The following is a 21181-nucleotide window of genomic DNA, read 5'->3' as shown; positions in this document are numbered from 1 at the left end:
ATTTGCGCGGCACTTCCGACACGGAAGCAAAGGAAACGGAGGAGCCCAACCTCATGCACACGGGGTCGGGCGGTTTGAGACAACTCTTTTATTACGAGCCCACATGAAAAAGTCTGCCATTCTGGTTGCAGTCGGCGCCCTGTTCGCAGGTTCGGCTTATGCCCAATCGAGCGTGACGCTGTACGGTATTGTCGATACCAGCATTCACTACATCAACAACGCGAACCAAGCTGGCAACAGCGTGACGCAGATGGAAAGCGGTGCTGTGTCCAACAGCCGCTGGGGCCTGAAGGGCTCGGAAGACCTGGGTGGCGGCAACAAGGCACTGTTCGTGCTGGAAAGCGGCTTCAACTCGGCCACCGGCAAGATGAGCAGCGCCGGTACGCTGTTCAATCGTCAGTCGTTCGTGGGCCTGCAGAACAAGGACCTGGGTACCATTACGCTGGGTCGCCAGTACAACTTCGGCTTCACGACGGGCGGCAACTTCGACCCGCTGGGCGTGGGTAACTACGACGGCAACTCGTGGATGTACTACGGCCTGACCGGCCTGCGTGAATCCAACATGCTGAAGTACGAAGGCAAGTGGAACGGTCTGTCGGTTGGCTTGGGCTATGGCTTCGGTGAAGTGCCGGGCAGCAACTCGGCAAACCGTTATCTGGGCGGCACCGTGTCGTATGAATTCGGCCCGGCCTACATCGGCGCCTTCGCGCAGCAGCACCAAGACGTTGCTGGCAACAAGCAAACCGTGTGGGGTATCGGTGGTAACTACACCATCGCCGCAGCCAAACTGTTCGCAGGCTACATCGACAGCAGCGACGCCACGGGTTGCGTGAACAGCTCGTCGAACTGCGTTGGCGGCAGCGCCTTCGGCCTGAACATCTACGGCAACGCCACCACGGGCGCTGGCCTGACCCCGGGCGCCACGAAGCGTCGTGACCACGTCGGCATCCTGGGCGTGACGTACAACGTCACCCCGGCACTGGCTCTGACGGGCGCGTTCTACTACGACAGCATCAGCAGCGCCGCTCTGACCGCCGGCAACGACGGCAAGCGCTACACCGGCGTTCTGCTGGCCGAATACGCCCTGTCCAAGCGCACGCAAGTCTACGGCACGATCGACTACAACAAGGTCAAGGACGCAGCACTGCCGCAACTGTCGGGTGGCGGCAACGCTTCGGGCATCGGCAAGTCGAACCAGACCAGCGCCGGCGTGGGTATCCGCCACATCTTCTAATCGACGCAGTCACTCGATTGGGAACGGAAAGGCGCCTTCGGGCGCCTTTTCTTTTGCCTTGTTGTCTTGATATGGCTGGGCAAGACTGCCTGGGCATCCGCCTACAATGGCATTTTCTGATTGCCCCTCCGTGCGCGCCATGACTGCTGAACGCTCCGTCCGTCGTCGTCTGATTGCTTCTGCTGCGCTGGTATGTGCCGGTGTTGCGTTGCTCGCTGCGGTGCCTGTGCAGGCGCAGGACTATCCGGCCAAGCCGATCCGCATCATCGTCGCCTACCCAACCGGTGGGATTTCCGACAACGTGGCGCGTGCCCTGGGTGAGAAGCTCTCAGCGCAGCTTGGTCAGCCGGTTGTGGTGGAGAACCGCGCTGGTGCGGGCGGCAGCATCGGCATGGATGCGGTGGCCAAGGCAGCCCCCGATGGTTATACGCTGGGCTTTTCGTCGGTGAGCCCGCTGACGCTCAACCCGCATTTCGGCAAGCTGCCGTATGACCCGCAGAAGGACATCGCGCCGGTGGCCAACGTCATGTACGCGCCGATGATCCTGCTGGGCACGCCATCGTTCACGGGCAAGAGCTTTGCCGACATGCTGGGCCAGTCGCGCGCCAAGCCGGGTTCGATCCGTTGGTCGACGTCGGGCCTGGGTACGGTGGGGCATCTGGCGCTGGAACAGATCAAGACACAGGCGCGAGTCGATATCACGCTGATTCCGTACAAAGGCGGTGGCCAGCAACTGACGGACGCGCTGGGTGGGCAGGTGGAAGTGATGTCGACCAACGTCGGCCCGACGCTGATGCAGCATATCGCCAGCGGCAAACTGCGCCCCCTTGCGTTGGGCGCGCCGCACCGGCTCGATGCGCTGCCGAACGTGCCGACCTTTGCCGAGCTGGGTTATGCCAAGGCCAACATGGCGTCAACGTTCGGTGTGTTTGCGCCGGCCAAGACGCCCGTACCGGTCATCGCGCGGCTGAACGCGGAGATCAATAAGGCGCTGGCCGCGCCCGACCTGCGCGATCGACTCACGCAGGCTGCCGTGGTGCCGGCAGGCGGCACGCCCGAACAGTTTGCTGCCGCCATTCGCGCGGAATACGACAGCAACGGCCGCATCGTGCGCGCCGCGGGCATCAGGGAACAGTAAGGCTCAGGCCGTAAAGCGGTACCCGACGCCGACTTCGGTCAGCAGGTACTCGGGCCGTGCGGGATCGCGCTCAAGCTTGTGGCGCAGGTGGCCCATGTAGATGCGCAGGTAGTGGCTGCTATCGGAATGCGCGGGGCCCCAGACTTCACGCAGCAGTTCGCGATGGGTCATCACGGTGCCGCGCCGGCCGAGCAGCACTGCCAGCAGGCGATATTCGATGGGCGTGAGGTGCACGGCCTCGCCGTTACGGGTGACCAGGCGGCGCGCCAGGTCGACCTCTACCTCGCCGAAGCGGATGACGCTGCCGCCGTCTTCGCCGCGCTTGGCGTGTCGGCGCAGCAGTACGCGCAGGCGGGCGATCAGTTCGCCCACGCCAAAGGGTTTGGTGAGGTAGTCATCCGCGCCGGCATCGAGCGCCTCGATCTTGTCGCGCTCGTCTACGCGGGCCGAGAGCACCAGCACCGGCACCTCCGTCCAGGTGCGCAACTCGCGGATCAACTGCATACCGTCGCCATCGGGCAGGCCAAGGTCGAGGATCACGGCATCCGGCTGACGCGTGCCGGCCTCGATCAGGCCGCGTTCGACGCGGTCGGCTTCATGGACTTCGCAACCTTCTTCCTCCAGCGCAGCGCGGACGAAGCGGCGGATATGGGGTTCGTCGTCGATGACGAGGACGGTGGGCGTGAATGTGAACGGCATGGCACGCATTGTAGAGCGGCGCCGGCAAAACAAAAACGGACCCCGCAGGGTCCGTTGCGTTGGCAAGTGGCCAGCCTGTGTGGCTTAGGCCTTCTTCGCCCAGGCGCTGCACCAGCCCTTGTTGGCAACGTCCTTGCCGGCGAACAGCGGGCAGCCGCCTTGTGCTGCCGTGCCACCTTGGTAGAGGGCGCAGTTGCCGCAGTGTTGATCTGCGGCGTGCTTCGGGAACTTGGCCTTGTCGACCTTGGTGGTGTCAGCCTTGTAGCCGAGGGCGGCGGCTTGCGGGTCGGTCTCCGCCACCATCGGTGCTGCCAGTGCCAGATCCGACATCGACATGACGGCGCCTGCGGCGGCCACGATCGGGATGCTCTTCAGGAATTGACGACGATTGGACATGCTGATTCCTTTTGTGGGAGTGTGTTGTGTGGCGTCCCGTGCCGCGCTGGTGCTCACGCACCGGCTCGCCCTAGGGGACAGCGGACGGCGTCGGCGCGCCATTTTCCCGCTCGTGCATTCTGGCACAGCAAGCGGCGGGAGGCACCTGCGTCTGGTCAATGTTCCCCATACCTGCGTGCAGTAATCACTGACTTCGCTGGGCGGCAATGCGGTCAGCGAAAGTGTGCCGGTATGCCGTGTAGCTGGGGAATGACGCGGCAACGGGGGCTTGCCATCCCCCATCTGGCGGGCTGCCCCATCGAGGCGGCCGACGCTTGCCCGCCGGGGATGGCAATTTGTCGCAGGGGTCAGGCCAGCAGGTCGCGCAGCGCCTCAATGAATGCGTCGCATTCGCTATCGCTGCCGACGGTGATGCGCAGATGCTGGTCGATGCGCGGCAGTTTGAAATGACGCACGAAGATCTCCCGCGCCTTCAAGTGCGCCGCCAGCGTGGCGGCATCGTGTGCCGGATGCCGTGCGAAGACGAAGTTCGCGGCCGACGGCACGACTTCGAACTCCAGGGCGTGCAGGGCTTGCGTCAGCCGATCGCGGCTGGCGATCACGCGCGCGCAGGTGGCGCGGAAGTAGGCGTCGTCTTCGTAAGCCGCCTGGGCTGCGACCTGGGCGAGGCGGTCCAACGGGTACGAGTTGAAGCTGTCCTTCACGCGGTTGAGCGCTTCGATGAGCGCCGCGTGGCCAAACGCAAAGCCGACTCGCATGCCGGCGAGCGAGCGGGACTTGGACGTCGTATGCACGACCAGCAGATTCGGATAGCGGTCGACGAGCGAGATTGCCGACTGAGCGCCGAAATCCACATACGCCTCGTCGATCACCACCACAGACGACGGGTTGGCCGCGACGATCCGCTCGATCTCTGCCAGCGGCAACGCGTGGCCGGTCGGCGCGTTCGGGTTCGGGAACAGCACGCCGCCCGTGTCGCCCAGATAGTCGTCCGCGTCGATCGAAAAATCGTCGGCCAGCGGAATCACCTTGCACTGCACGCCGTACAGCCGCGCGTAGGTCGGGTAGAAGCTGTACGAGATGTCGGGAAAACGCAGCGGCTTGTCGTGCTTGAGCAGCGCGTGGAACACGTGCGCCAGCACTTCGTCCGAGCCGTTGCCTGCAAACACCTGCTCGGGCTGCAAGCCGTGATGGGCGGCAACCGTCTCGCGCAGCCGGCGCGACAACGGATCGGGATAGCGGCGCAAGCTGTTGCCCGTGTCGCCCAGTTCACGGGCGATGGCCTCAACCACGCGCGGCGACGGTGGGTAGGGATTCTCGTTGGTGTTCAGCTTGACCGGGTGCGCCAGCGCCGGTTGTTCACCCGGGACATACGGCACAAGTTGCTGAACCACGTCGCTCCAATAACGGCTCACTGCTCGACTCCTGACGGGTGATTTTCCCAGCATGCCTGACTTGCGATCGACGGAACTGGGGATTGCGAAAGCGCGCTGGGCGGGGCTTGATCCTGTCTTGGACCGTGTTTAGCGGCGACGCCATGGATTGCGGCAGAAACGCGACTCGGGCGCAGGATCGCCCCAACATTTTGCGCAATTCGGTGAGTGATTGGCGCGCCCGGCTGGGATCGAACCAGCAACCCCTGCCTTCGGAGGGCGTCGCAGAGGGGTATGGTTGCTGGTTCGACCCAGCAAAATCAAGGACTTACCTTACCCTGAGTTGCGGCATGTTACCGCGATTTACTGCAGCGAGTGCAGCAAAAGTGCAGCAAGGGTGTCCACAAAGTAGCTGCACGAAGATGTCGGTAACTCACGGCTATACTCATTGCAGTCATGTGACTGCTCGATGTAGCCACGTGACGCTGTGGAACACCTTCTCACTCCAAAGACTCTTGCCGCCGCACTCGGCCTGGCGGAGCAAACAATTTACAACCGCCACTCCAACGGTGGCGACTTGCCGCCCAGCATCAAACTTGGTCGAATGCTCCGGTTTCGTCCGGTTGATGTTGAAGCGTGGCTGGCAAAACAACTCAGTGCGACCGAAAAGCCGGTTGTTCGGGAGCAGACACAGATGCCGCGCCGCCGCGGGCGTCCAACCAAGGCTGAGCAGGTCGCTGCTCGCCGCACGTAGTGGCAAGCTGGTCAACCATCGCTGCAGATGGACGCAGCGTCAGCTTTTTCGCTGGCAGTGTCCTAATAGGACACGCTCCCGCGCTGGAGTGTCCGAGTCGGACACTTTATGTGTGAGCACCAGACTCGAACACGTGCTGGACTATCTCTCAGCAGGTCCGTGTCCATGATGGACACGGCGACCAGAACGCCTTCACTCACCGCGGCATCTCTCCGCACGTGTCCAATACCATCTCCCACTCCTGCAACCAGGACTCGGCGGCGAGCTCCTGACGAAGCGCACTAACGATGAGGCCAATGTCGGTTCTGCCTTCACCCGGCGGCATCGACCTTTCGAGTTGCCGTGCGCGCATGATGACAATTGGACCACTACAGCACGAGTCTGTACTGCAGCCCGGAAGGCCGAGCCTGAATCGGTTACGCTTCTACGGGACAGCCCATGATGGCTGAGGATACTCGATAGCGGGCAACTGACCCGACGGAGGTGCGGGGTGGCTGACAACAAGGTTCCTGACGAAAAATTCCTACAGAAGTGGTTCGAGAAAGCCGCCAAGCAGAACGAGATTTGCGCGAGCATCGAGAACATCGAGGAGCTTCGCGCCAAGGTTGCTGACCTATCTCGCGCCCGCAGGCATTCAACGGCCAGCATGTGCGCGGCGCTCACCCGAGCCTTGCATATCTGTGAGGTCCTGCAGGACGTTCGCCTCATTGGAGCCAACGAGAGTATTGCGCCGCCTGACTGCAGCTCCATGCGGCCAGATGTTGTCCTGGTCACGCCGGCTGCTCAGTATCTGCTCATTGAGCTCAAGACAAAGCCGGAGGCGGAACGTCAAGGCGTGCAGGAACTGCTGGCCTATAGCACCGCTATCAAACTGCAGGCGCATCACGTCAATGATTTCATCTACATCATCGTAGCGAACGACTGGGGAACGCTGCTTTCCTATGGGGTTCGCGCCATGATGATGGACGGCAAGCATGTGTTGCCGGTGCAGTGCTCTCAGACCGCCAGCGGGTTCAGCCTGCGCATCAACCTCGAGTTGTTCGAGTTCCAGTACGTCCGACCGTATCTACCAGGCTACGCCCTGTCACCCGCGACCTTGGCTGTTCAAAGGCGATTGCCCGGCCCCTATGACAGCGTGGTAGCGCATATTAAGCTCGACAAATACTTCTGGAGGCTCGCCTTGAGCGCCAGGGCAGAGTGCACCCGGCTGCAGCAATCTGGATTTCTCATGGCCTGGCGGCATCCCACTTCACCAGGTTCGTTCCACGCGCAAGAAATGGTCAATCTGACGCTGTTTACGGTGAATCAGCACTGGCGAGCGGGCGAAGACACGCCGGCAGAGCACCACCCAAGGGCGCAGGACCCCAACAAGATGAGGGGTTTGGATGGGCTGCACTTACGGCGCTACCACGACGTGTATGACGCGGAAATGGCACGGCATCCTGAACCGGAGGAGGATGATTTCTTTGCTGACGCAGCTCGACATGAGGCGGCTGCGCTGGAAGCGGAAGGCATCTTCCCCCAAAGTACTTTTTCCGCAGATGTGCTTTCCCGGTTCCGGTCACAAAGCTTGGAGCAAGCCCTCGAGAATAATCGCGACTGGTTCGGCGGGTTCGAGCTTGGAGCCCCGAACTTTAATTTGAACCATTTTTTCCTCAGCGTCCCGGCCTGGCCGGGGGCAATTTTGATGGATATTTGGCGGTTCTTTTCCTTTGGAGATGTGGCCGACTTCGCAGACTCCACGCAGGGATTGTCGAATCCAACCGACTTCTTCAGCTTGCAAGAGTATTTCGCGGAGTTCCATCGGTACAAGACGGGCGGCCAGGGATAACGACCGCGACACCGCAACAGGCTGCCAGTAGGCGGCCTCTTTCATTACGGGCACCGGCTGGCTTCAGGACCTTGCCGCTGCCGTGGGGCCAGCTCTGACGCCCTGCAACGGATGGTTCTTCGTGGTGGCCGCCCCGCGGCTCAATTTTGGTAAAACATTGCCATAGCTTGCGTGCTGGGTCCTGGGGGATATTGGCGCCGTCGGTATGAGCCGACTTCACCAACAGGAGAACAGCATGCGCAGCTTCAACGTCAATACGAACAATCCGAACTGGCCGAGCCGTACCGGCAATCCATCCGGCGGGGGCCGGGGCAACAATCCGCCGGCGAAGGGCAAGTAAAGCCTGACGCTACGGGCTGGTCGGCGTTGCTTTGGCCAACTCGGCCAGCGCAGCGCCATGTTCCCTGTGATACGCCAGCCAGAACGGATACCGGTCGGCCGCCCATGACTCGAAATCAGGGTGGCCGAAGGGGTAGGCGGGCCACGGCCACAAGGCTGTCGGCTCGCCGCGCTCGCGTGTCTTGCCGGCGATGTCCTGGCTGAGATAGCCCAGCAGGTTGATGAGCCTGGCCGCATTGAACTGCCGGTACAGGATGTCCCGCTCGTCCAGGAGCCCGTACGCCACCATGACCTTCGACAGCGTCTCGGCGTCCGGAAAGTTCTTCCCCGAACTCCACCGGTAAAGCGTCCCAATTTCCACCTCGGGCTCGCTATCGCCTTTGTCCAGTATCTCAGCGACTGAGGACACCTGCAGCCGGCGCTTCAGCTCGTCGAAAAGCAGACTGGTCGGGTTGCGGCCGCGGCGCGCACTCGAGGGCAGCAGGCAGGCGAATTGTGGCGCCGGTAGCTCCCTGTGCTCTGCGTCATCGAGGTCCCAGGCGGCCAGCCATCCCAGATGGGCATCCATGGCCATGGCGATGGTCAACGGAAGCAAGGCATTCAGGCTCGTTGCGCCGCGCAGCACCTCCAGCGCCTCCGGCCAGACCAATGCGTTCAGCAAGGGGTGGGTGGTGATGTACTCGACAGCGCCGGGCGTGTCGCCCGCCTCAAACAGCTGCTGGGCGTGTCGGCCCGCCCGTTCCATCAAGACCTGGTGACAATGGCGTCGCTGCCACGTGTCCGGCTCGATACCAAACCCCAGATACGCTGTTTCGATGAGCGTCAGCTGGTCGATTCGCGCGCTGGCTTGCTCGCACCCGTCCAGTGCCAGCTGCATGTCATCAAACAAGGAGGGCGCGTCCTCGTCAGAGGCCACCTTGGCAAGGACTTCCTTGAGCGCCTTCGCGACGAACTTGTCCTTTGGCGGGCCGTTCTCTGTCCGACGGTTCAGGCGCCTGTACTGGTTTCCCAGGCCGTGGTCCTCGAATGCCGCTTGCATCTGTATGCCAAACAGCTTGAGATACGCCCCCGGCAGAAAGCTGAAGAGCCCCACCATCGGGATGGGCGCGGGGTGGCCTTCAAAGGGGTAGCGAAAGTTGAGCTGCCCGTTAGTCATCGGTTTCTTGGTCACCCTGTACGTGCCTTGGCCGAGCATGTTCGCCCAAATCGGCGATGTTCCCCGGCGCTATTGGGTTGGAGGTCGGCTCGCGGCCTGCAGGCTGTACAGCGTAGACCGCGACACGTGGAAGTGCCGACTGATTTCGGCAACTGACATCTCCCGATTCCTCATCATCGCCAACGCGGCTCGCTGCTTGTTGGCGTCCAGCAGTTGCGGGCGACCGCCTTTGCTGCCACGGGCTCGCGCCGCCTCCAAGCCGGCTAAGGTTCGTTCCCTGATGAGTTCGCGTTCAAACTCGGCCAATGCAGCAAACAGATGAAAGACGAGTTTGCCGGCAGGTCCGCTTGTATCGATGGATTCCTTCAGAGACTTGAACATGATGCCGCGGCCTTCGAGGCCGCTGACGATACGAATGAGGTCCTGCACGTTTCGCCCGAGCCGGTCGAGCCGCCACACAACCAGGGTGTCGCCTTCGCGTAGTGCTTTCAGGCATTGGGTGAGCTCCGGCCTATCGGCTGTCTTACCACTTGCCTTGTCTTCATATGTGCTGGTGGCTCCGGCCTCCTTCAGAGCGTTCTGCTGAAGGTCGAGCGACTGCTCGTTGGTGCTGACCCGCGCGTATCCAATTACAGCCATGCTTACCCCTTTTCCAGATGTTGATTACTGGAGGAAATGTTGAACATCTGAATGGGTATAGCCCGGCGTGGCGGTAATGATTTCGCGCATGTTCAGGAAACCATCGTTTCCTGGACTGACTGAATGCGATGGGCCCAAGGTCAACAATGGCCGTCCTCAACCCTGCGCCTGCCAGCAAACTGGCCTGGTTTGCTCAACATCTACGGCGTTGGTTCCTTCGCGGGCCTCAACGTGTCCTATTAGGACACAATCAGGAGGCTGCAGACGAGGTTCGTTGGTCAAACGCGTTGTCAGGACCGTTGCCGTCGTGAACCTCAACTAGCCAATCCTGGATGTGCTGCTGCGCCGAACTATCACCGATGCCGCGCGCCGAATCGAGAAGGAGAAAGCTATATATCTCCCAGCGGCTACGGGTCTACGCCGTTACCAGACTCTATGGTGGGAACTTCGCCTCCGGTGCTGCCACCAATGCGAGGCAGCCCCCTATGCGAAACCGCCACCTTTGGAACCGCTGAAAATCGTGGCTTCGCGGGATGCATGGCCTGGAAAGCCTTGTGTGGCAAGGCTTTCGGGAAAGGTGGCAGTTTCGCATAGGGCGCGCCGCAAAGAGGCGGGTAACTTATGCCAAACCGCCATCTTTGGAACCGCTGAAAATCGTGGTTTTTGGCGATGCATGGCCCGGAAAGCCTTGTGTGGCGCGGCTTTTGGGAAAGATGGCGGTTTGGCATAAGTTGCGCGGAAAAAGGGAGGAGCCCCTTATGCCGAAATGCCACCATGGGAACCCCTCGGGAAATGGTAGCGTGAGACCGCAGCTGGTCCGGAGAGCTCTATGCCGCGCAGTTTCTGCGTGTGGTGGCGTTTAGGAATAGGGGCAGACTCCCCAACGGCAAGGTCACCACAATTGTTCGGCCTAAAGACATTGCATGGAGCAAGGTCACCGAAATTGTGCTCGGAACGTGGTCACGGTGGCCAAGGTCACAAAAATTGTCCTGTCGGGAGCCGTTCCCTGGCCGACAGACGCCCCAAAGCCGCTGCCTCGCGACTATTGCCGCATGGAATTGGGACAATTGCGGTGACCTTTCTCTTTGTGCTTAGCTGGCGGCACTGAAAGCGGACAAATCCGGTGACCTTTCGTCACCCCGTTTTTTTCCGTACGTTGCCTCTTTCGCGCGCCAATACACATTCTTGCTGCGTTTGGGTTGGCTACCAAGGTATATGGAGGTAACGCTTGCTTATACTGAATGCAGTCATGTGACTGCGCACTCAGTATCGTGACTCATGCAGCAGCTCTTCTCTCCAAAAGCACTCGCCGTCCACCTTGGGTTGGCAGAGCAAACTATCTACAACCGCCATTCTTCAGGCGGTGACCTTCCCAAGTCCATCAAGCTCGGCCATCTGCTTCGATTCCGTCCCGCAGACGTTGAATCCTGGCTGGATGCAAAGCGTCAGTCCAGCGCAGCGGGCACTGGCCAGCCCCCATATGGAAGCCCAGGGGGGCAACCCCCAGCGGGCAACCAGGTCGCGACCGAACGCTACCAGTAAGCCCAAACTCCTCGCACCCAAAGCAAAACGCCCCGGCTGGAACCGGGGCAGGGTGCGCCAATGGCGCGTCTTTACTCACTGTCAAACGAGTATAGGCGCGGAAGTAGCTCATCCCGCCGCTCAGCACGCGGAGGACAGAATTTTTCTGCAGTACCAGGACACAGCTAATCAGCTGACGCGGCACACATACGAAGTGTGCCCATGTTGCATCAAGCATCAACGGTCGTCGCACGACCGAGTATCACACCGGCATCGGTTGCCCGATTCGCTGAACTTGTCAGAAAGAACGAAACAAGTGCGACACCATCATCCCGGAAACGAAAAAATGCCGGACGAATGAAGATGAACAGCGTCACCAAAGAGCAGCTCCGGTACGCAAAGCTCGCGAATTTGCGCGCTGTCGCTGTAACGCTGACCTACCTTGACGCCAAAACGTTTTCAACAAAACACATCAGTGCCTTCCTCGGCGTGCTTCGCCAGGCACTCAAGCGCATGGGATACCGGCTTCCCTACGCGTGGGTATTGGAGCGCGCCAGCCATCTGCACTACCACCTGCTTTTGTGGTTGCCGCGCGGCTACACGCTTGACTTGGCGAAACTCCGCAAGTGGTGGCCGTGGGGCAGTACGTGGGTGGAGAGTTGCCGCAGCGTTAAGGCTTGGGGGCGCTACATGGCGAAGTTCGACTGCACTGCATTGCTGCCGAAAGGAGTCCGTCTGTATGGCTATGGCGGGCTCGATGAAGACGGAAAGCTAGCGGTTTCCCGTGCTGCTTTGCCGCGCTGGCTACTTGCCGTGCTGCCAGGTGGACACCGCGCCCGCCGCCATCCGGGTGGAGGTTGGGCTAACCTCACGACAGGCGAGGTGTACTGCTCACCGTATCTCTGGACACCGTGGGGTGCCGTTCTCAAGACCGCCGTTCGTCCACCAATTTGCCATCGACCCGCTTGAACACGTCCCCGCTCGTATCGCTGCACTTCCCCATTGATGGGTTCGCCGCTGAAATAGGGGGTAGCCTCGGCCGTTAATCAGCGTTCAAGACGATGCAGCCATGAGTACACATCCGACCGGGCTGAGGGGAGCCCGGCGAGGACAGTTACAATGAGGCGCAAATTACGAATAAGTCGAACGTCCTAGAACACGGGGAGATTTTGATGTCATCGGAACGATTTGTTTCTGCTGATGCAATCAAGCTGGCGCTTGTCTCATTAAGGGGTACAGCCGATGCAATGCTTAAGGTCTGGTTGACCATCAAGCAAATGGGGTTCACGCGAGAACAGCCCGTGCTCGTTGATACGTCCAATCCGACAGACGCCGTAAACAAATTGTTCGCATACGGTGCGTCGGACCCCGCCAAAGAGTATTTGGTGCCGTTTGCCACAACTCGCTCCGATTTGACTATGGGGCGTGATGCACCTCGAACCGGCATCCAGACCAATATCAAGAAATTTCACGATTCAACGGTTGGTTTTGACCCACGAGCCTTCTTGCGGATTGAACGAGACCCAAGCGGTCCCTGGAAGGTGTCGGCTCAACCAGGTTATCCACAAGGCTTAGGCCTTAACAAGGACGGATTCGCCAAGGCTGACACACAGCGTGTGGCACTACCTCTGCGTGCGTGGGCAACGTGGTATGGCCGGACAGAGCCCATACCATCCAACGAAGCCGACCCCACGGCATATCTTGTGAGGGTGATGCTTGCGGGGCTCAATATTGACGCAGAAGAGCGCGCCGTCATCTTCGTTGATGACCTGGATTTCCAGCCTGGGTTCGATAACAACGTCATCGATGCGGACCGGCTGCGTGCAATAGTCGAGGAAGCCGTATCCGGCAATACCGAGGCCAGGGAGGATAGAGTCTTCAAGCTCGACGAAAGAACCTATCAGAGACGCCTCGCTGCAATTCGTACACGCTCTGCCGGTCCGCGATGGATTTTCGAAGAGCCACGAGAACAATTGAAAACAGCGCTATCAATGTCAAAGGCTGTTCTACTCTATGGACCGCCGAGAACCGGTAAGACGAAAGCGGTAATGGACTTGTTCGGGGAGTTATCTCCTGTTGTAATTCAGATTCATGATGGTTGGGGGTATGAAAACCTCGTTGTCGGCCTGAAATCTGATGGGAATGGCGGTTTTGACTGGCAAGAAGGGCCGCTTACAGATGCTATTCGAGCCGAAGCAAAGGTGATTGTGCTCGAGGAAGCTAACCGAACTCAGCTATCACAAGCTTTGGGGGAGGTTTTCTCCTTACTCGAGAATGCATATCGAGGGGGCAAATTCGCGATAAAACTTCGCAGCAACAAATCGCTGTCGGTGTCGCCTGACACAATGTTCGTCTTCACAATGAACACGCTGGATAACTCCACTGAGGAGGTCGATGATGCGCTCCTTGGGCGCGTAGCGAGCGTGGAATTTCCGCCACGTGTCGAAGACCTACGAGAGATGCTGAGTCAGAAGCACCTGCCAGAAAAGAAAGTGGACGCTATCGTGGAATTTTTTGCAGGAGTCCAAGAAAAATATCCGTTGGGGCATGGCTATTTCGCGCGACTTAAACGAGAGGATGATGTCCGCACGTATTACCGCGCTTTCATAAGGCCGGTGCTTCAAAAGCATTTTCGACACAGAGCAACCGAGCTGATGGAGCTGGACTTGTTAGCGGACGAGCTATTGTCGCCTGAGGATTGATATGTTGTGGGATGTCCGCGAATGTGCAACCACTGAATTACCCGGGTTCGACCTCGCATGGCTGCCAAAGGGGCTGCCGGCACAAATCAGGCCCTTCTATAGGGGAGTTCGTGTCGGTCTAGAGGTGGATACCATCGTAGGGAGCATCCCACTCAAGAATGGAGATACTCTCCAAATTCGCCCTCGAGTGGGAAATGCCAACTTCATCCGGATGTTGGTTGAATCGGAGGCGACAAGCGCCGCATTAGGAGCTCAGGACGAGGAGCTTGTTGGATATTCTTTTTCCGAAGAGGCTTCTCTGGGAAGTCTTGTGGCGAGGCCATTCGTTCGAGCCCTGCTTGCGGTCGATTCTGGAAGTGTGCGATTTGCGTGGCATAGGCGGCGAGAAGTCGCGGAGGCGGCTGGCGGGGAACTCGAGGTGCTCGCGACGGCTATAAGAATTTCCCAGAAAAACGACAGACCATTTGTATTCTCTCGGAAAGCGCGAACCACTGATGTGCCGGAGAATATCGTGCTTGCAGCAGCCTCCCAAAGTGTCTTACGACGGCATTCGCGGTTGCTACGTAAAGAAGACCAGCAGTTTTTGTTCGACTTTTCTCATAGATTCACGTCCAGTGCTCTATCCGGAGAAACCATAGAGCACGTGCGAGCACGTCTTTCTACTGGTCAATACGATGGCGCTCGCGGTTACTATGCCGAGGCGCTACGCTTGGCGCTTATCTTATTGGGCGAATCTGGCTTCAAACAAGGGGCCGCGGAGGAAATCCGAGCGGAACCTGTGTTGTTTAATTCGGCCTCTATCTTCGAGGCGTACGTTCGCCAGCAGCTCAAGCACAGCTATCAAAGAAGGGGCCTAAGTGTTCGGAAAGGATTCTTTCCGCCTATGTCTCTTCTGAAAGAGGGAAGTTTGGTGCTAGACCCCGACATCGTTATTTCCAAAGATGAGAAGCTGCTTCTGGTTGGCGATGTCAAGTACAAGGTCGATGGGATGTCGGCGGCAGATTATTATCAAGCTCACGTGTATTCCCTTCGCGCCTCCCAAGCATTTTTTGTCTTCTTTTGTGCAGACGAGCATGCAACCCATACCCAATTTGCACGGCGGAAGTCATTCTTAGGCGTCGAGGTCTTCGAAATCAAGCTACCGCTCGCGCACCTTCAAGCTGCAACGATGGCACTGCGCAATCTTGAGCAATTGGTTCCAGAGTTTCGTCCTCTGTGAGCAATCCTGCAGCCGCAGCTTCTAGCCTACGCCGCGCGACGGACAAATAGGTCTCGCTTATATCGAATCCTAGAAATCTCCGCCCCAAGGCAAGTGCGGCCACGCCAGCAGTCCCCGCGCCGCAGAATGGGTCGAACACATAGTCGTCTGGCTCGGTTGAGATGGCTATGCATCGGCCGGGAAGGGCTACGGGAAACTGAGCGCCATGACCGTCGCGGCCAGCCGACGTGGGAAGTATCCAGCTATCCGAGAGCTTATTTGCTTCCACACCTGAATTGCGCCCTCCAAGCTTAGGGGGCGTCGTTCGGAAGGCCTCTTTCGAAAAAAATGGCGTTCGCTGGCGAGTAATATGCAAAACATACTCTACGTTGCGGCTAACCCTAGAGTCCTGGGGTTCCGGCAACGAGCTGACTTTAGCCCAGCTAATTACGCTTTTAACGTAGAGGCCCATTCGACTCGCACGCTGTGCAATAGAGAACGGTATCAGGCACTGTTCTCCATCTTTTAGGAACGAGTGCCCCGCGCTATAGCGCCGGCACTCGTAGTCCTTCCAGCTACGTGTCTCTTTCCCTTGCATTGCACGCAGTGCTTCTGCGGCATTCTCGCGGACTTGTGTTCGGGTATTGAACGTATCCATGACGTTCCACCAAATGGAGCCGTCATCAGTGAGAACTTTGGATAGCGCGAAAATCATTTCAGCTGAGTGCCGAATAAAGCCCTCAGGTGTTTGCTCCATCCCATAGGCGCAATATTCCCCGTCGGCCCATTGAACGCGCTGCATATCCTCATATAGGCGCATGGCCCAATAAGGCGTAGACGTCACGACGCACCGAATGCTCGCAGGTCTAATTGAGTTCACAAGGTGTAATGCATTACCCTGGCACAGACGATACTGCGCACCGCTGTCAGTGTGCTCCACTTCATGCGTGGTGACCGGCGAAAGACTCACGAGTCTTTCTAGGTAGGCCGGAATCTTACTCCGGGGAATGAAGGTCTCGCTGAACGCATCCTGGTCTAGGAGGGCGACGATGTCCGCCTTGGACAACTGCCGCTTCCTCCCGACAACCTTCTTAATGAAGCTTTCGGACATTCCAACCACTGGTGCAACAACCTCCAGCGGATAGCGTCCCGTGCTATCCAGTTTGGCTGGACGGTCCAACGATGCGACCGGCGTCTCAGGCTTAATATCGCGGTACGGCTTATCAGCTGGCAACGCAGCTAACGGCAGTGAACGCATACCGGGCTTGGAGGCCGTCTTCTGTGTTCCGGCTTTCTTTTTGCTCGACATGTTTTTCAGTGATTCATTTATAGGCGCCCGGGGAAGGACTAGCCCCGCTGCCGGGAGCGAACTTGTCCTGCTGCGCTAAAACCGTTATCCAACGGAAGCACTTCTTGTCTTGGAAACTGCTGCACGTCGAGGTATTCCCGTATCAGGCGGGCGATGAGCGTGCTCTTCTTAAACCCGTGCTCGTCACAGTACGCGTCCAAACGCGCGAATTCGCTTGAAGACAGCAAAACAGTAACCTTGGGCATGAGCTTTATTTTTGCGCAAAAGTGCGCACTTGTGCGTCAATGTGGGGATGCTACGGGAGAGGTGCCGACGAAGCAAGACGTTGGGGAGGTCCGCAGGGTCTTTGCCGGTGCCTGCGGAGTAAATGGGGCGTCGCAGCCCCGAGCTGCGCAGCAAAAGTGTGAGGCGGGCAACACCATCCATCGTCAGTGGCAGGCTAAACAAGCGAGAGCCGTTCCCCATGACTGACCTTCTGAAGGTAGAAGAGCTGCGGGAACGGGCCGGCGTAGCCACGTCGGCTTGCCTCCTGAAATAGGGTCCACGATTGCGCCCGGACCCCATGGAAACCAGGCTGACGCGCAATGCGCTCAAGCGTCTCGGCCAAAGCAGCGTAGTGTCGCTGGCTGGCTTGGTGAGCCAACAGGGCATGCAGGTCGGCCATCTCCAGTTTTGGTCGGCGCCAGGTCCACGCCGTCCGTTCGTGTACGGAGTGGCGGACCAACTCATAGCCCAGCCAGTTCAGGCGAGGTGTCGCCTCGGCCGCGCGCAAGGATTCTTGCTCCAAGCCATTACCTTCTGTGGCCAGGAGCAGCCATTCCACCTGTGCGGCCTCGAGCGGCCAGTACAGGACCAAAGCGGCATTCGCCAGCCCCTTACCCTTGCGCGTGAGGCGCTGCGCGGGCGAGCAACCGATACCGTACAGCGCGTGAAACTTGCGGGCCAGCGCCTCAGCCTTGTTGGCGCTTACGGTTCCGCAGGTGTATCGATGGTATCCCTTTGGCACGCAATCAAGGATGCGGGCCAGGGCGGCTGTCTTGCTACGTGCAATCGGCGTGGTGGCAGGCATTGAGGCTCCGGAGAAAGGTGATACCCGGTATAGCCAGAAGCCGCGCCGATGCAGTGTGATTGGGGTTGGCGGGGAGGAGACGTAATGATGTTCCGTGCGAAGCACGGACAAGCAGGAAGCGAGACTGCAGAGTGCCTCAATACGACGGGCTGAAACCGGCCGTCACGCTGCACGCCTGGAGGTATCTGAGGCGACATCACCGGGGGATTCTCTTCGAATCGCGGCGCGCACGGACGCCTTCTGTCATCACGCGAACGATTGACGGGTTCGCTTGTGCGAGATGTTGGTGTTCGGCGTGGAAGCCGTAGAGTCGATGCAGTGCGACGGCGACTGCGCATGACCGCGAGTATCCTCCCTCGCAATGGATAACCACGGACGCAATTTCACTAGGCAGTGCATCCACGAAAGACCGAATGGCATGACTGTGCTCCGGTGTGAAAGCATGGCTGAGCTTTCCTCGTGCTCGCTCGGACAAATCTGGGTTAAAGAAATCGACGTCAGCAAAGCTCAGCCGCAGCACATGAACGAAGCCCTTGATGTCGGCAGGCGGGCGTTCTGGTGCGGTGATAGAGATGACAGCAATCGAGGGCAGTTGCGGTAGCTTTTCTGCATCCGCTCGCGATAGCGCGAACACTTGTCGTGTGCCATCGGTCGGCGGCCGATAGAGCTTGCCGAGAACATCCGTCAATCGCTGTGGCATTTCATCTGGTTGAGAGAGGGTGGCCAAGTGAGATGGCAGGACGAGGTACGCTGAGTGCGGGTGCCACTCTGTGCTCAGTTGGTTTTGGCAAGCCTCGCGCGACACAACTCCAGCTCCTTGCTGAGTGCGTCGATTTCACGTTGCATGTCAGCAGCTCGCCGCAGCAAGCGTCCGACCTCATGCCAATAGGCGTATCCCAAGTCTCCGTCGTTCGACGCAAGTTCGTGGATTTTCCGTAGGGCGACAGCAAGGTCAATCGAGTGTTCAGAGGCCATCTGCGGCGCGCTCCAGAATAAAGATGCAATGCTTTCGATGGAGGCATTGCGCGAGACTCGTCCATCGAGCGAGCTCATCCTCGGGACTAACGTGATGGCTCATCCGGCGGGCCGTAAGGACCCGGTCACCAATCACGCTACCAACGGCCGAGAGACCACGTCAACGCCGACGCTGGAAAAGTTGGCAACTCGAGAATTCCCCGTTATACGAGGGCGTTGCGTGCGCGCAAATGTGGGCATTGGCTCGCGCTATACCCCAGTAGGTCAGTCAGTTCGTAAGGGCAGGCACCTCGGTGAAGACCGAGATGACTCGCACGCGCGGCAGCCTGCTCAGTGAGCCTTCAGACGCAACGTTGAGGGTTCAGCGAGCAGGCCGCCAAACTGTAAACACACACGCCCGAAAGGGCGTGCCGGGACGCCATCCCGGCAGGTTTCAGGTCGCCAACCTGGAACCGAGCAAACGCTGTAGCCGCATGCCTCTAATAGGGCTGGTGCGGCTGCGAAGGGCGCTGGAGGGTGCAACTCCCTCCTTCGACCCAATCCAAGTCGGTTTCGTGCCGGCAGGGCGTTGGGCGACACGGAAACGGCGTCAGGCAGGCAATGGCCTGATGACCTGTTACCTGGTGAAAGCCGGTGCAAGACCGGCTCGGGGGACGTACCGCAAGGGCGTAACCCGTACCGCACACGTAGGCTGATGAGCGTGCAGTGATGCACGAGGGCTGCAAGGAGAAATCTGGCGCAGCCGGCACCTCGGGAAACCGTGGGCCTCTGGATAGCTCAAGCGTGTAACGGCGCCCCTCGAAGGGTGCTGTGCGGAGCAACGCAGGGCCATAGGCATGAAGCCGTGGTTCGTAGTCGATGAAGCATGAACTGAGTACCCAAGCAGCTCTGGAACATCGTGCTGGGGAAACCTATGGGGAGCCGGAAGGCTAGGGGATTGTGGAGACAGTGGCGCTACGTTGCGCAGTAGCTGGTAACTAACGTGGGAACCTCTCTCCGTACCATGTCGGGTGGCACCGCATGGGTTGATGGCAGAGAGGGGGAGACTGACTGAGTAGGGATTGACTCATTGGGCGATACGACCGAAGCCCATGGGGAGCCACGAGAGTGGCGGCACGGCTGGCACCGTGTTCCGAAAGGTTGGAGCGTTTGCGAAAGTGTGTGATTGGGCTTGGCGGCCCGTTGCAGTGAAGTGCCGTCCTTCCCGCTTGGCGGCGGGAGGGACGACCTCTGACCTTGGTCGGTCGGATAGCGAGAAGAGGCAAATCTCGTAGGCACTTCTAACTCAAGACCGGGCATCGAGCTCGATGCCCGGTCTTCTTTCTGGTCCTTATGCCCGGCCGCCACCTCGGCTGCGGCAGAGGCGGCCGTCAATTCACTGCAGCGCTGGTCGGGGCCGGATGGGGCGCCACTTTCCGGACGGCAGTTACCAGTTCCTGGTCCGTCGGGTTGTAATACCGCATTGCCATCTGCAGTGTTTTCCAACCCATGACTTTGGCCAGGGTGGACGCAGGCATGTGCGGCGCGAGCCGCGATGCAGCTTCGTGCCGCAAGTCATGAAAACGCAGCCCGACAATGCACGCCCGTTCGCAGGCCCGACGAAATGCTGCGCTGAGTCCTCTCGAATCGTAGAACGACGTCAACCGCCCGCCATGAATTGACCGGGGAAGCGCCCGAATCGCTGCCTCTGCCCGCTCGGACAGCGGCACCGACCGCGCATGCCCGTTCTTTGTGAGGTTCAGGCGGATGGTGTGATTCGCGAGGTCGATTTGTTCCCAGCGAAGCTTCACAATTTCACCTGCACGCATCCCCGTCTCGATGGCAAGGACGATGCAGAAAGACAGCGTCGCAGCCCGGCTGTTATGAGCCGCCTCCAGCAATCGCGATTCTTCATCGTCGCGTAAGCGACGCTCCCGGTGGTCCTTTTCTCGTGGTTTGGCAATGCCCGCAAGGGGGTTGCCGACCGGCAGCGACCACTCGCTGCTGGCGTGGGTGAACACGTGCGAGATGATGACCAGCTCTCGTTTGACGGTGGCCGGGCAGCAAGTCTTCAAGCGCTCATTTCGGTAGTTTGCGAAATCCATGCTGCGCAAACTGGCCAGAGTTCGAGCCGCGAGCGGATGCTTTTTCAGGGCCCGGATGCGAACCATCTCCGTCTCTCGGCCCCGCTTGGCGGACGTGACTTCCACCGCGTAGCGGTCGAGCAACTCGCCAAATGTCGTGGCCTCAAGTTCCGACCGGTCGACGAACGAGCCGCGGTTCATCTCGTTTTCGACAGAGGTCGCCCATTTCTCGGCGGCCTTTTTTGTCTCGAAAGTCTTGGTTTGGGTAGGGTAGCCCTTGCGGCGAACTTGGGCTTGGTACTGAAGGGGGCCGCGATTGAGGATGGTAGCCAATTCCTGTTCCTGTTGATGATAGGTAACAGGGTATAGCCCGGCAGACCGTTGATGTTTGCAGCAGGAGTGCAGCAACAAATCTGTAAGCACCGCAAAGCGAGGCTTGAGCTTGAGGTAAGTCCTTGATTTTGTTGGCGCGCCCGGCTGGGATCGAACCAGCAACCCCTGCCTTCGGAGGGCAGTACTCTATCCATTGAGCTACGGGCGCAACTCGGCACAGAACGCGCCGAAAGAGAAGCCCCGCAGGATAACGTATTTGCGTTCGGGCGTCCATCGCACCCAGGTCGCAGTGCCCGGTGCAATACCGTTTTCAGCGGTTTTTGACGCAGGTCGAAAAGCGCTGCCTAGGGCTCTCCCGCGTGTCAAACGGCTTGGCATTGCGGATATAATCGCCCGTCATTTGCCAGAAAAACAAGCGGGGACAGGTCTGTTCGGGCCAATGGGGCACGTCC

At 59.4% G+C, this 21181-nt stretch carries 18 protein-coding genes and 1 tRNA gene; 8 read left to right on the top strand and 11 right to left on the bottom strand.

Features of this window, described 5'->3' with window-relative positions; all coding sequences use genetic code 11:
* Positions 1 to 103 precede the first annotated feature (103 nt).
* Together V6657_RS15885 and V6657_RS15880 are read left to right on the top strand one after the other, a co-directional pair.
* Entirely contained in the window at positions 104 to 1234 is a 1131-nt protein-coding gene (locus V6657_RS15885; protein ID WP_048933400.1) for a porin, read from the top strand.
* 139 nt (positions 1235 to 1373) lie between these two features.
* Positions 1374 to 2372 carry a tripartite tricarboxylate transporter substrate binding protein gene (locus V6657_RS15880; protein WP_048933473.1) on the top strand — a complete coding sequence of 333 codons (999 nt, stop codon included), beginning with the start codon at positions 1374 to 1376 and terminating at the stop codon, positions 2370 to 2372.
* A 3-nt stretch (positions 2373 to 2375) separates the two neighbouring features.
* Here V6657_RS15880 and kdpE read toward each other — a convergent pair whose 3' ends face one another.
* From kdpE to hisC, 3 genes are all read right to left on the bottom strand, one after another.
* Positions 2376 to 3080 carry a two-component system response regulator KdpE gene (gene kdpE / locus V6657_RS15875; protein ID WP_021197297.1) on the bottom strand — a complete coding sequence of 235 codons (705 nt, stop codon included), beginning with the start codon at positions 3078 to 3080 and terminating at the stop codon, positions 2376 to 2378.
* Positions 3081 to 3155: 75 nt separating this feature from the next.
* Positions 3156 to 3467 carry a high-potential iron-sulfur protein gene (locus V6657_RS15870; protein WP_021197298.1) on the bottom strand — a complete coding sequence of 104 codons (312 nt, stop codon included), beginning with the start codon at positions 3465 to 3467 and terminating at the stop codon, positions 3156 to 3158.
* 347 nt (positions 3468 to 3814) lie between these two features.
* On the bottom strand, positions 3815 to 4882 hold the full coding sequence (gene hisC, locus V6657_RS15865; RefSeq protein ID WP_048933399.1) for a histidinol-phosphate transaminase: 1068 nt from the start codon (positions 4880 to 4882) through the stop codon (positions 3815 to 3817).
* 445 nt (positions 4883 to 5327) lie between these two features.
* Here hisC and V6657_RS15860 point away from each other — a divergent pair, with 445 nt between their 5' ends.
* Positions 5328 to 5594, top strand: a complete 267-nt coding sequence (locus tag V6657_RS15860) for a helix-turn-helix domain-containing protein (protein WP_082170162.1) — start codon at positions 5328 to 5330, stop codon at positions 5592 to 5594.
* A gap of 490 nt (positions 5595 to 6084) precedes the next feature.
* Positions 6085 to 7425, top strand: coding sequence for a hypothetical protein (locus V6657_RS15855; RefSeq protein WP_048933398.1), 1341 nt, complete (start codon positions 6085 to 6087; stop codon positions 7423 to 7425).
* A gap of 349 nt (positions 7426 to 7774) precedes the next feature.
* On the opposite strand, the gene V6657_RS15850 is transcribed toward V6657_RS15855, so the two are convergent.
* Positions 7775 to 8935: a hypothetical protein gene (locus V6657_RS15850; protein WP_137884895.1), complete on the bottom strand. Its 1161-nt coding sequence runs from the start codon at positions 8933 to 8935 to the stop codon at positions 7775 to 7777.
* A gap of 54 nt (positions 8936 to 8989) precedes the next feature.
* Entirely contained in the window at positions 8990 to 9559 is a 570-nt protein-coding gene (locus V6657_RS15845; protein WP_048933396.1) for a recombinase family protein, read from the bottom strand.
* A gap of 1278 nt (positions 9560 to 10837) precedes the next feature.
* Between V6657_RS15845 and V6657_RS15840 the strand changes: the two genes are divergently transcribed.
* From V6657_RS15840 to V6657_RS15825, 4 genes are all read left to right on the top strand, one after another.
* Complete coding sequence (locus tag V6657_RS15840) at positions 10838 to 11101, top strand: helix-turn-helix domain-containing protein (RefSeq protein WP_248694806.1); 264 nt, start codon at positions 10838 to 10840, stop codon at positions 11099 to 11101.
* Between the two features lie 342 nt (positions 11102 to 11443).
* Positions 11444 to 12049, top strand: coding sequence for a hypothetical protein (locus V6657_RS15835; protein WP_248694805.1), 606 nt, complete (start codon positions 11444 to 11446; stop codon positions 12047 to 12049).
* Positions 12050 to 12252: 203 nt separating this feature from the next.
* Entirely contained in the window at positions 12253 to 13782 is a 1530-nt protein-coding gene (locus tag V6657_RS15830; protein ID WP_082170161.1) for an AAA family ATPase, read from the top strand.
* 1 nt (position 13783) lies between these two features.
* Positions 13784 to 15001: a hypothetical protein gene (locus V6657_RS15825; RefSeq protein WP_048933393.1), complete on the top strand. Its 1218-nt coding sequence runs from the start codon at positions 13784 to 13786 to the stop codon at positions 14999 to 15001.
* Here the strand turns inward: V6657_RS15825 and V6657_RS15820 are convergent.
* The 6 genes from V6657_RS15820 to V6657_RS15795 all read right to left on the bottom strand — a co-directional run bounded on the left by V6657_RS15820 (position 14916) and on the right by V6657_RS15795 (position 20937).
* Positions 14916 to 16289, bottom strand: coding sequence for a site-specific DNA-methyltransferase (locus V6657_RS15820; protein WP_200900879.1), 1374 nt, complete (start codon positions 16287 to 16289; stop codon positions 14916 to 14918). The genes V6657_RS15825 and V6657_RS15820 overlap by 86 nt on opposite strands.
* A 439-nt stretch (positions 16290 to 16728) precedes the next feature.
* Positions 16729 to 17358: a hypothetical protein gene (locus V6657_RS15815; protein WP_171017996.1), complete on the bottom strand. Its 630-nt coding sequence runs from the start codon at positions 17356 to 17358 to the stop codon at positions 16729 to 16731.
* Between the two features lie 196 nt (positions 17359 to 17554).
* On the bottom strand, positions 17555 to 18058 hold the full coding sequence (locus tag V6657_RS15810; RefSeq protein WP_082170160.1) for a hypothetical protein: 504 nt from the start codon (positions 18056 to 18058) through the stop codon (positions 17555 to 17557).
* Positions 18059 to 18132: 74 nt separating this feature from the next.
* A complete protein-coding gene (locus V6657_RS15805; protein WP_248694804.1) occupies positions 18133 to 18411 on the bottom strand; it encodes a hypothetical protein in 279 nt (92 codons plus the stop codon).
* 1292 nt (positions 18412 to 19703) lie between these two features.
* Positions 19704 to 20729 (bottom strand): site-specific integrase, encoded by a 1026-nt coding sequence (locus tag V6657_RS15800; RefSeq protein ID WP_048933390.1) that lies wholly within the window; start codon positions 20727 to 20729, stop codon positions 19704 to 19706.
* A 132-nt stretch (positions 20730 to 20861) separates the two neighbouring features.
* A tRNA-Arg gene (locus V6657_RS15795) sits at positions 20862 to 20937 on the bottom strand.
* Positions 20938 to 21181: the final 244 nt, after the last annotated feature.

Origin of the sequence: Ralstonia sp. RRA, assembly GCF_037023145.1 — a bacterium.
Lineage (GTDB): Bacteria > Pseudomonadota > Gammaproteobacteria > Burkholderiales > Burkholderiaceae > Ralstonia.
Note: the sequence above shows the minus strand (reverse complement) of the source record. Positions and strands in the feature narration are given on the sequence as shown.

What these genes read in the sequence shown, in the direction of transcription:
- V6657_RS15830 (WP_082170161.1), top strand. Translation starts at nt 12,253, where the DNA reads ATGTCATCGGAACGATTTGTTTCTGCTGATGCAATCAAGCTGGCGCTT.
- V6657_RS15810 (WP_082170160.1), bottom strand. Translation starts at nt 18,058, where the DNA reads ATGCCACAGCGATTGACGGATGTTCTCGGCAAGCTCTATCGGCCGCCG.
- V6657_RS15880 (WP_048933473.1), top strand. Translation starts at nt 1,374, where the DNA reads ATGACTGCTGAACGCTCCGTCCGTCGTCGTCTGATTGCTTCTGCTGCG.
- kdpE (WP_021197297.1), bottom strand. Translation starts at nt 3,080, where the DNA reads ATGCGTGCCATGCCGTTCACATTCACGCCCACCGTCCTCGTCATCGAC.
- V6657_RS15820 (WP_200900879.1), bottom strand. Translation starts at nt 16,289, where the DNA reads ATGTCGAGCAAAAAGAAAGCCGGAACACAGAAGACGGCCTCCAAGCCC.
- V6657_RS15845 (WP_048933396.1), bottom strand. Translation starts at nt 9,559, where the DNA reads ATGGCTGTAATTGGATACGCGCGGGTCAGCACCAACGAGCAGTCGCTC.
- V6657_RS15825 (WP_048933393.1), top strand. Translation starts at nt 13,784, where the DNA reads ATGTTGTGGGATGTCCGCGAATGTGCAACCACTGAATTACCCGGGTTC.
- V6657_RS15805 (WP_248694804.1), bottom strand. Translation starts at nt 18,411, where the DNA reads ATGAGCTCGCTCGATGGACGAGTCTCGCGCAATGCCTCCATCGAAAGC.
- V6657_RS15815 (WP_171017996.1), bottom strand. Translation starts at nt 17,358, where the DNA reads ATGCCTGCCACCACGCCGATTGCACGTAGCAAGACAGCCGCCCTGGCC.
- V6657_RS15840 (WP_248694806.1), top strand. Translation starts at nt 10,838, where the DNA reads ATGCAGCAGCTCTTCTCTCCAAAAGCACTCGCCGTCCACCTTGGGTTG.
- V6657_RS15835 (WP_248694805.1), top strand. Translation starts at nt 11,444, where the DNA reads ATGAACAGCGTCACCAAAGAGCAGCTCCGGTACGCAAAGCTCGCGAAT.
- V6657_RS15870 (WP_021197298.1), bottom strand. Translation starts at nt 3,467, where the DNA reads ATGTCCAATCGTCGTCAATTCCTGAAGAGCATCCCGATCGTGGCCGCC.
- V6657_RS15885 (WP_048933400.1), top strand. Translation starts at nt 104, where the DNA reads ATGAAAAAGTCTGCCATTCTGGTTGCAGTCGGCGCCCTGTTCGCAGGT.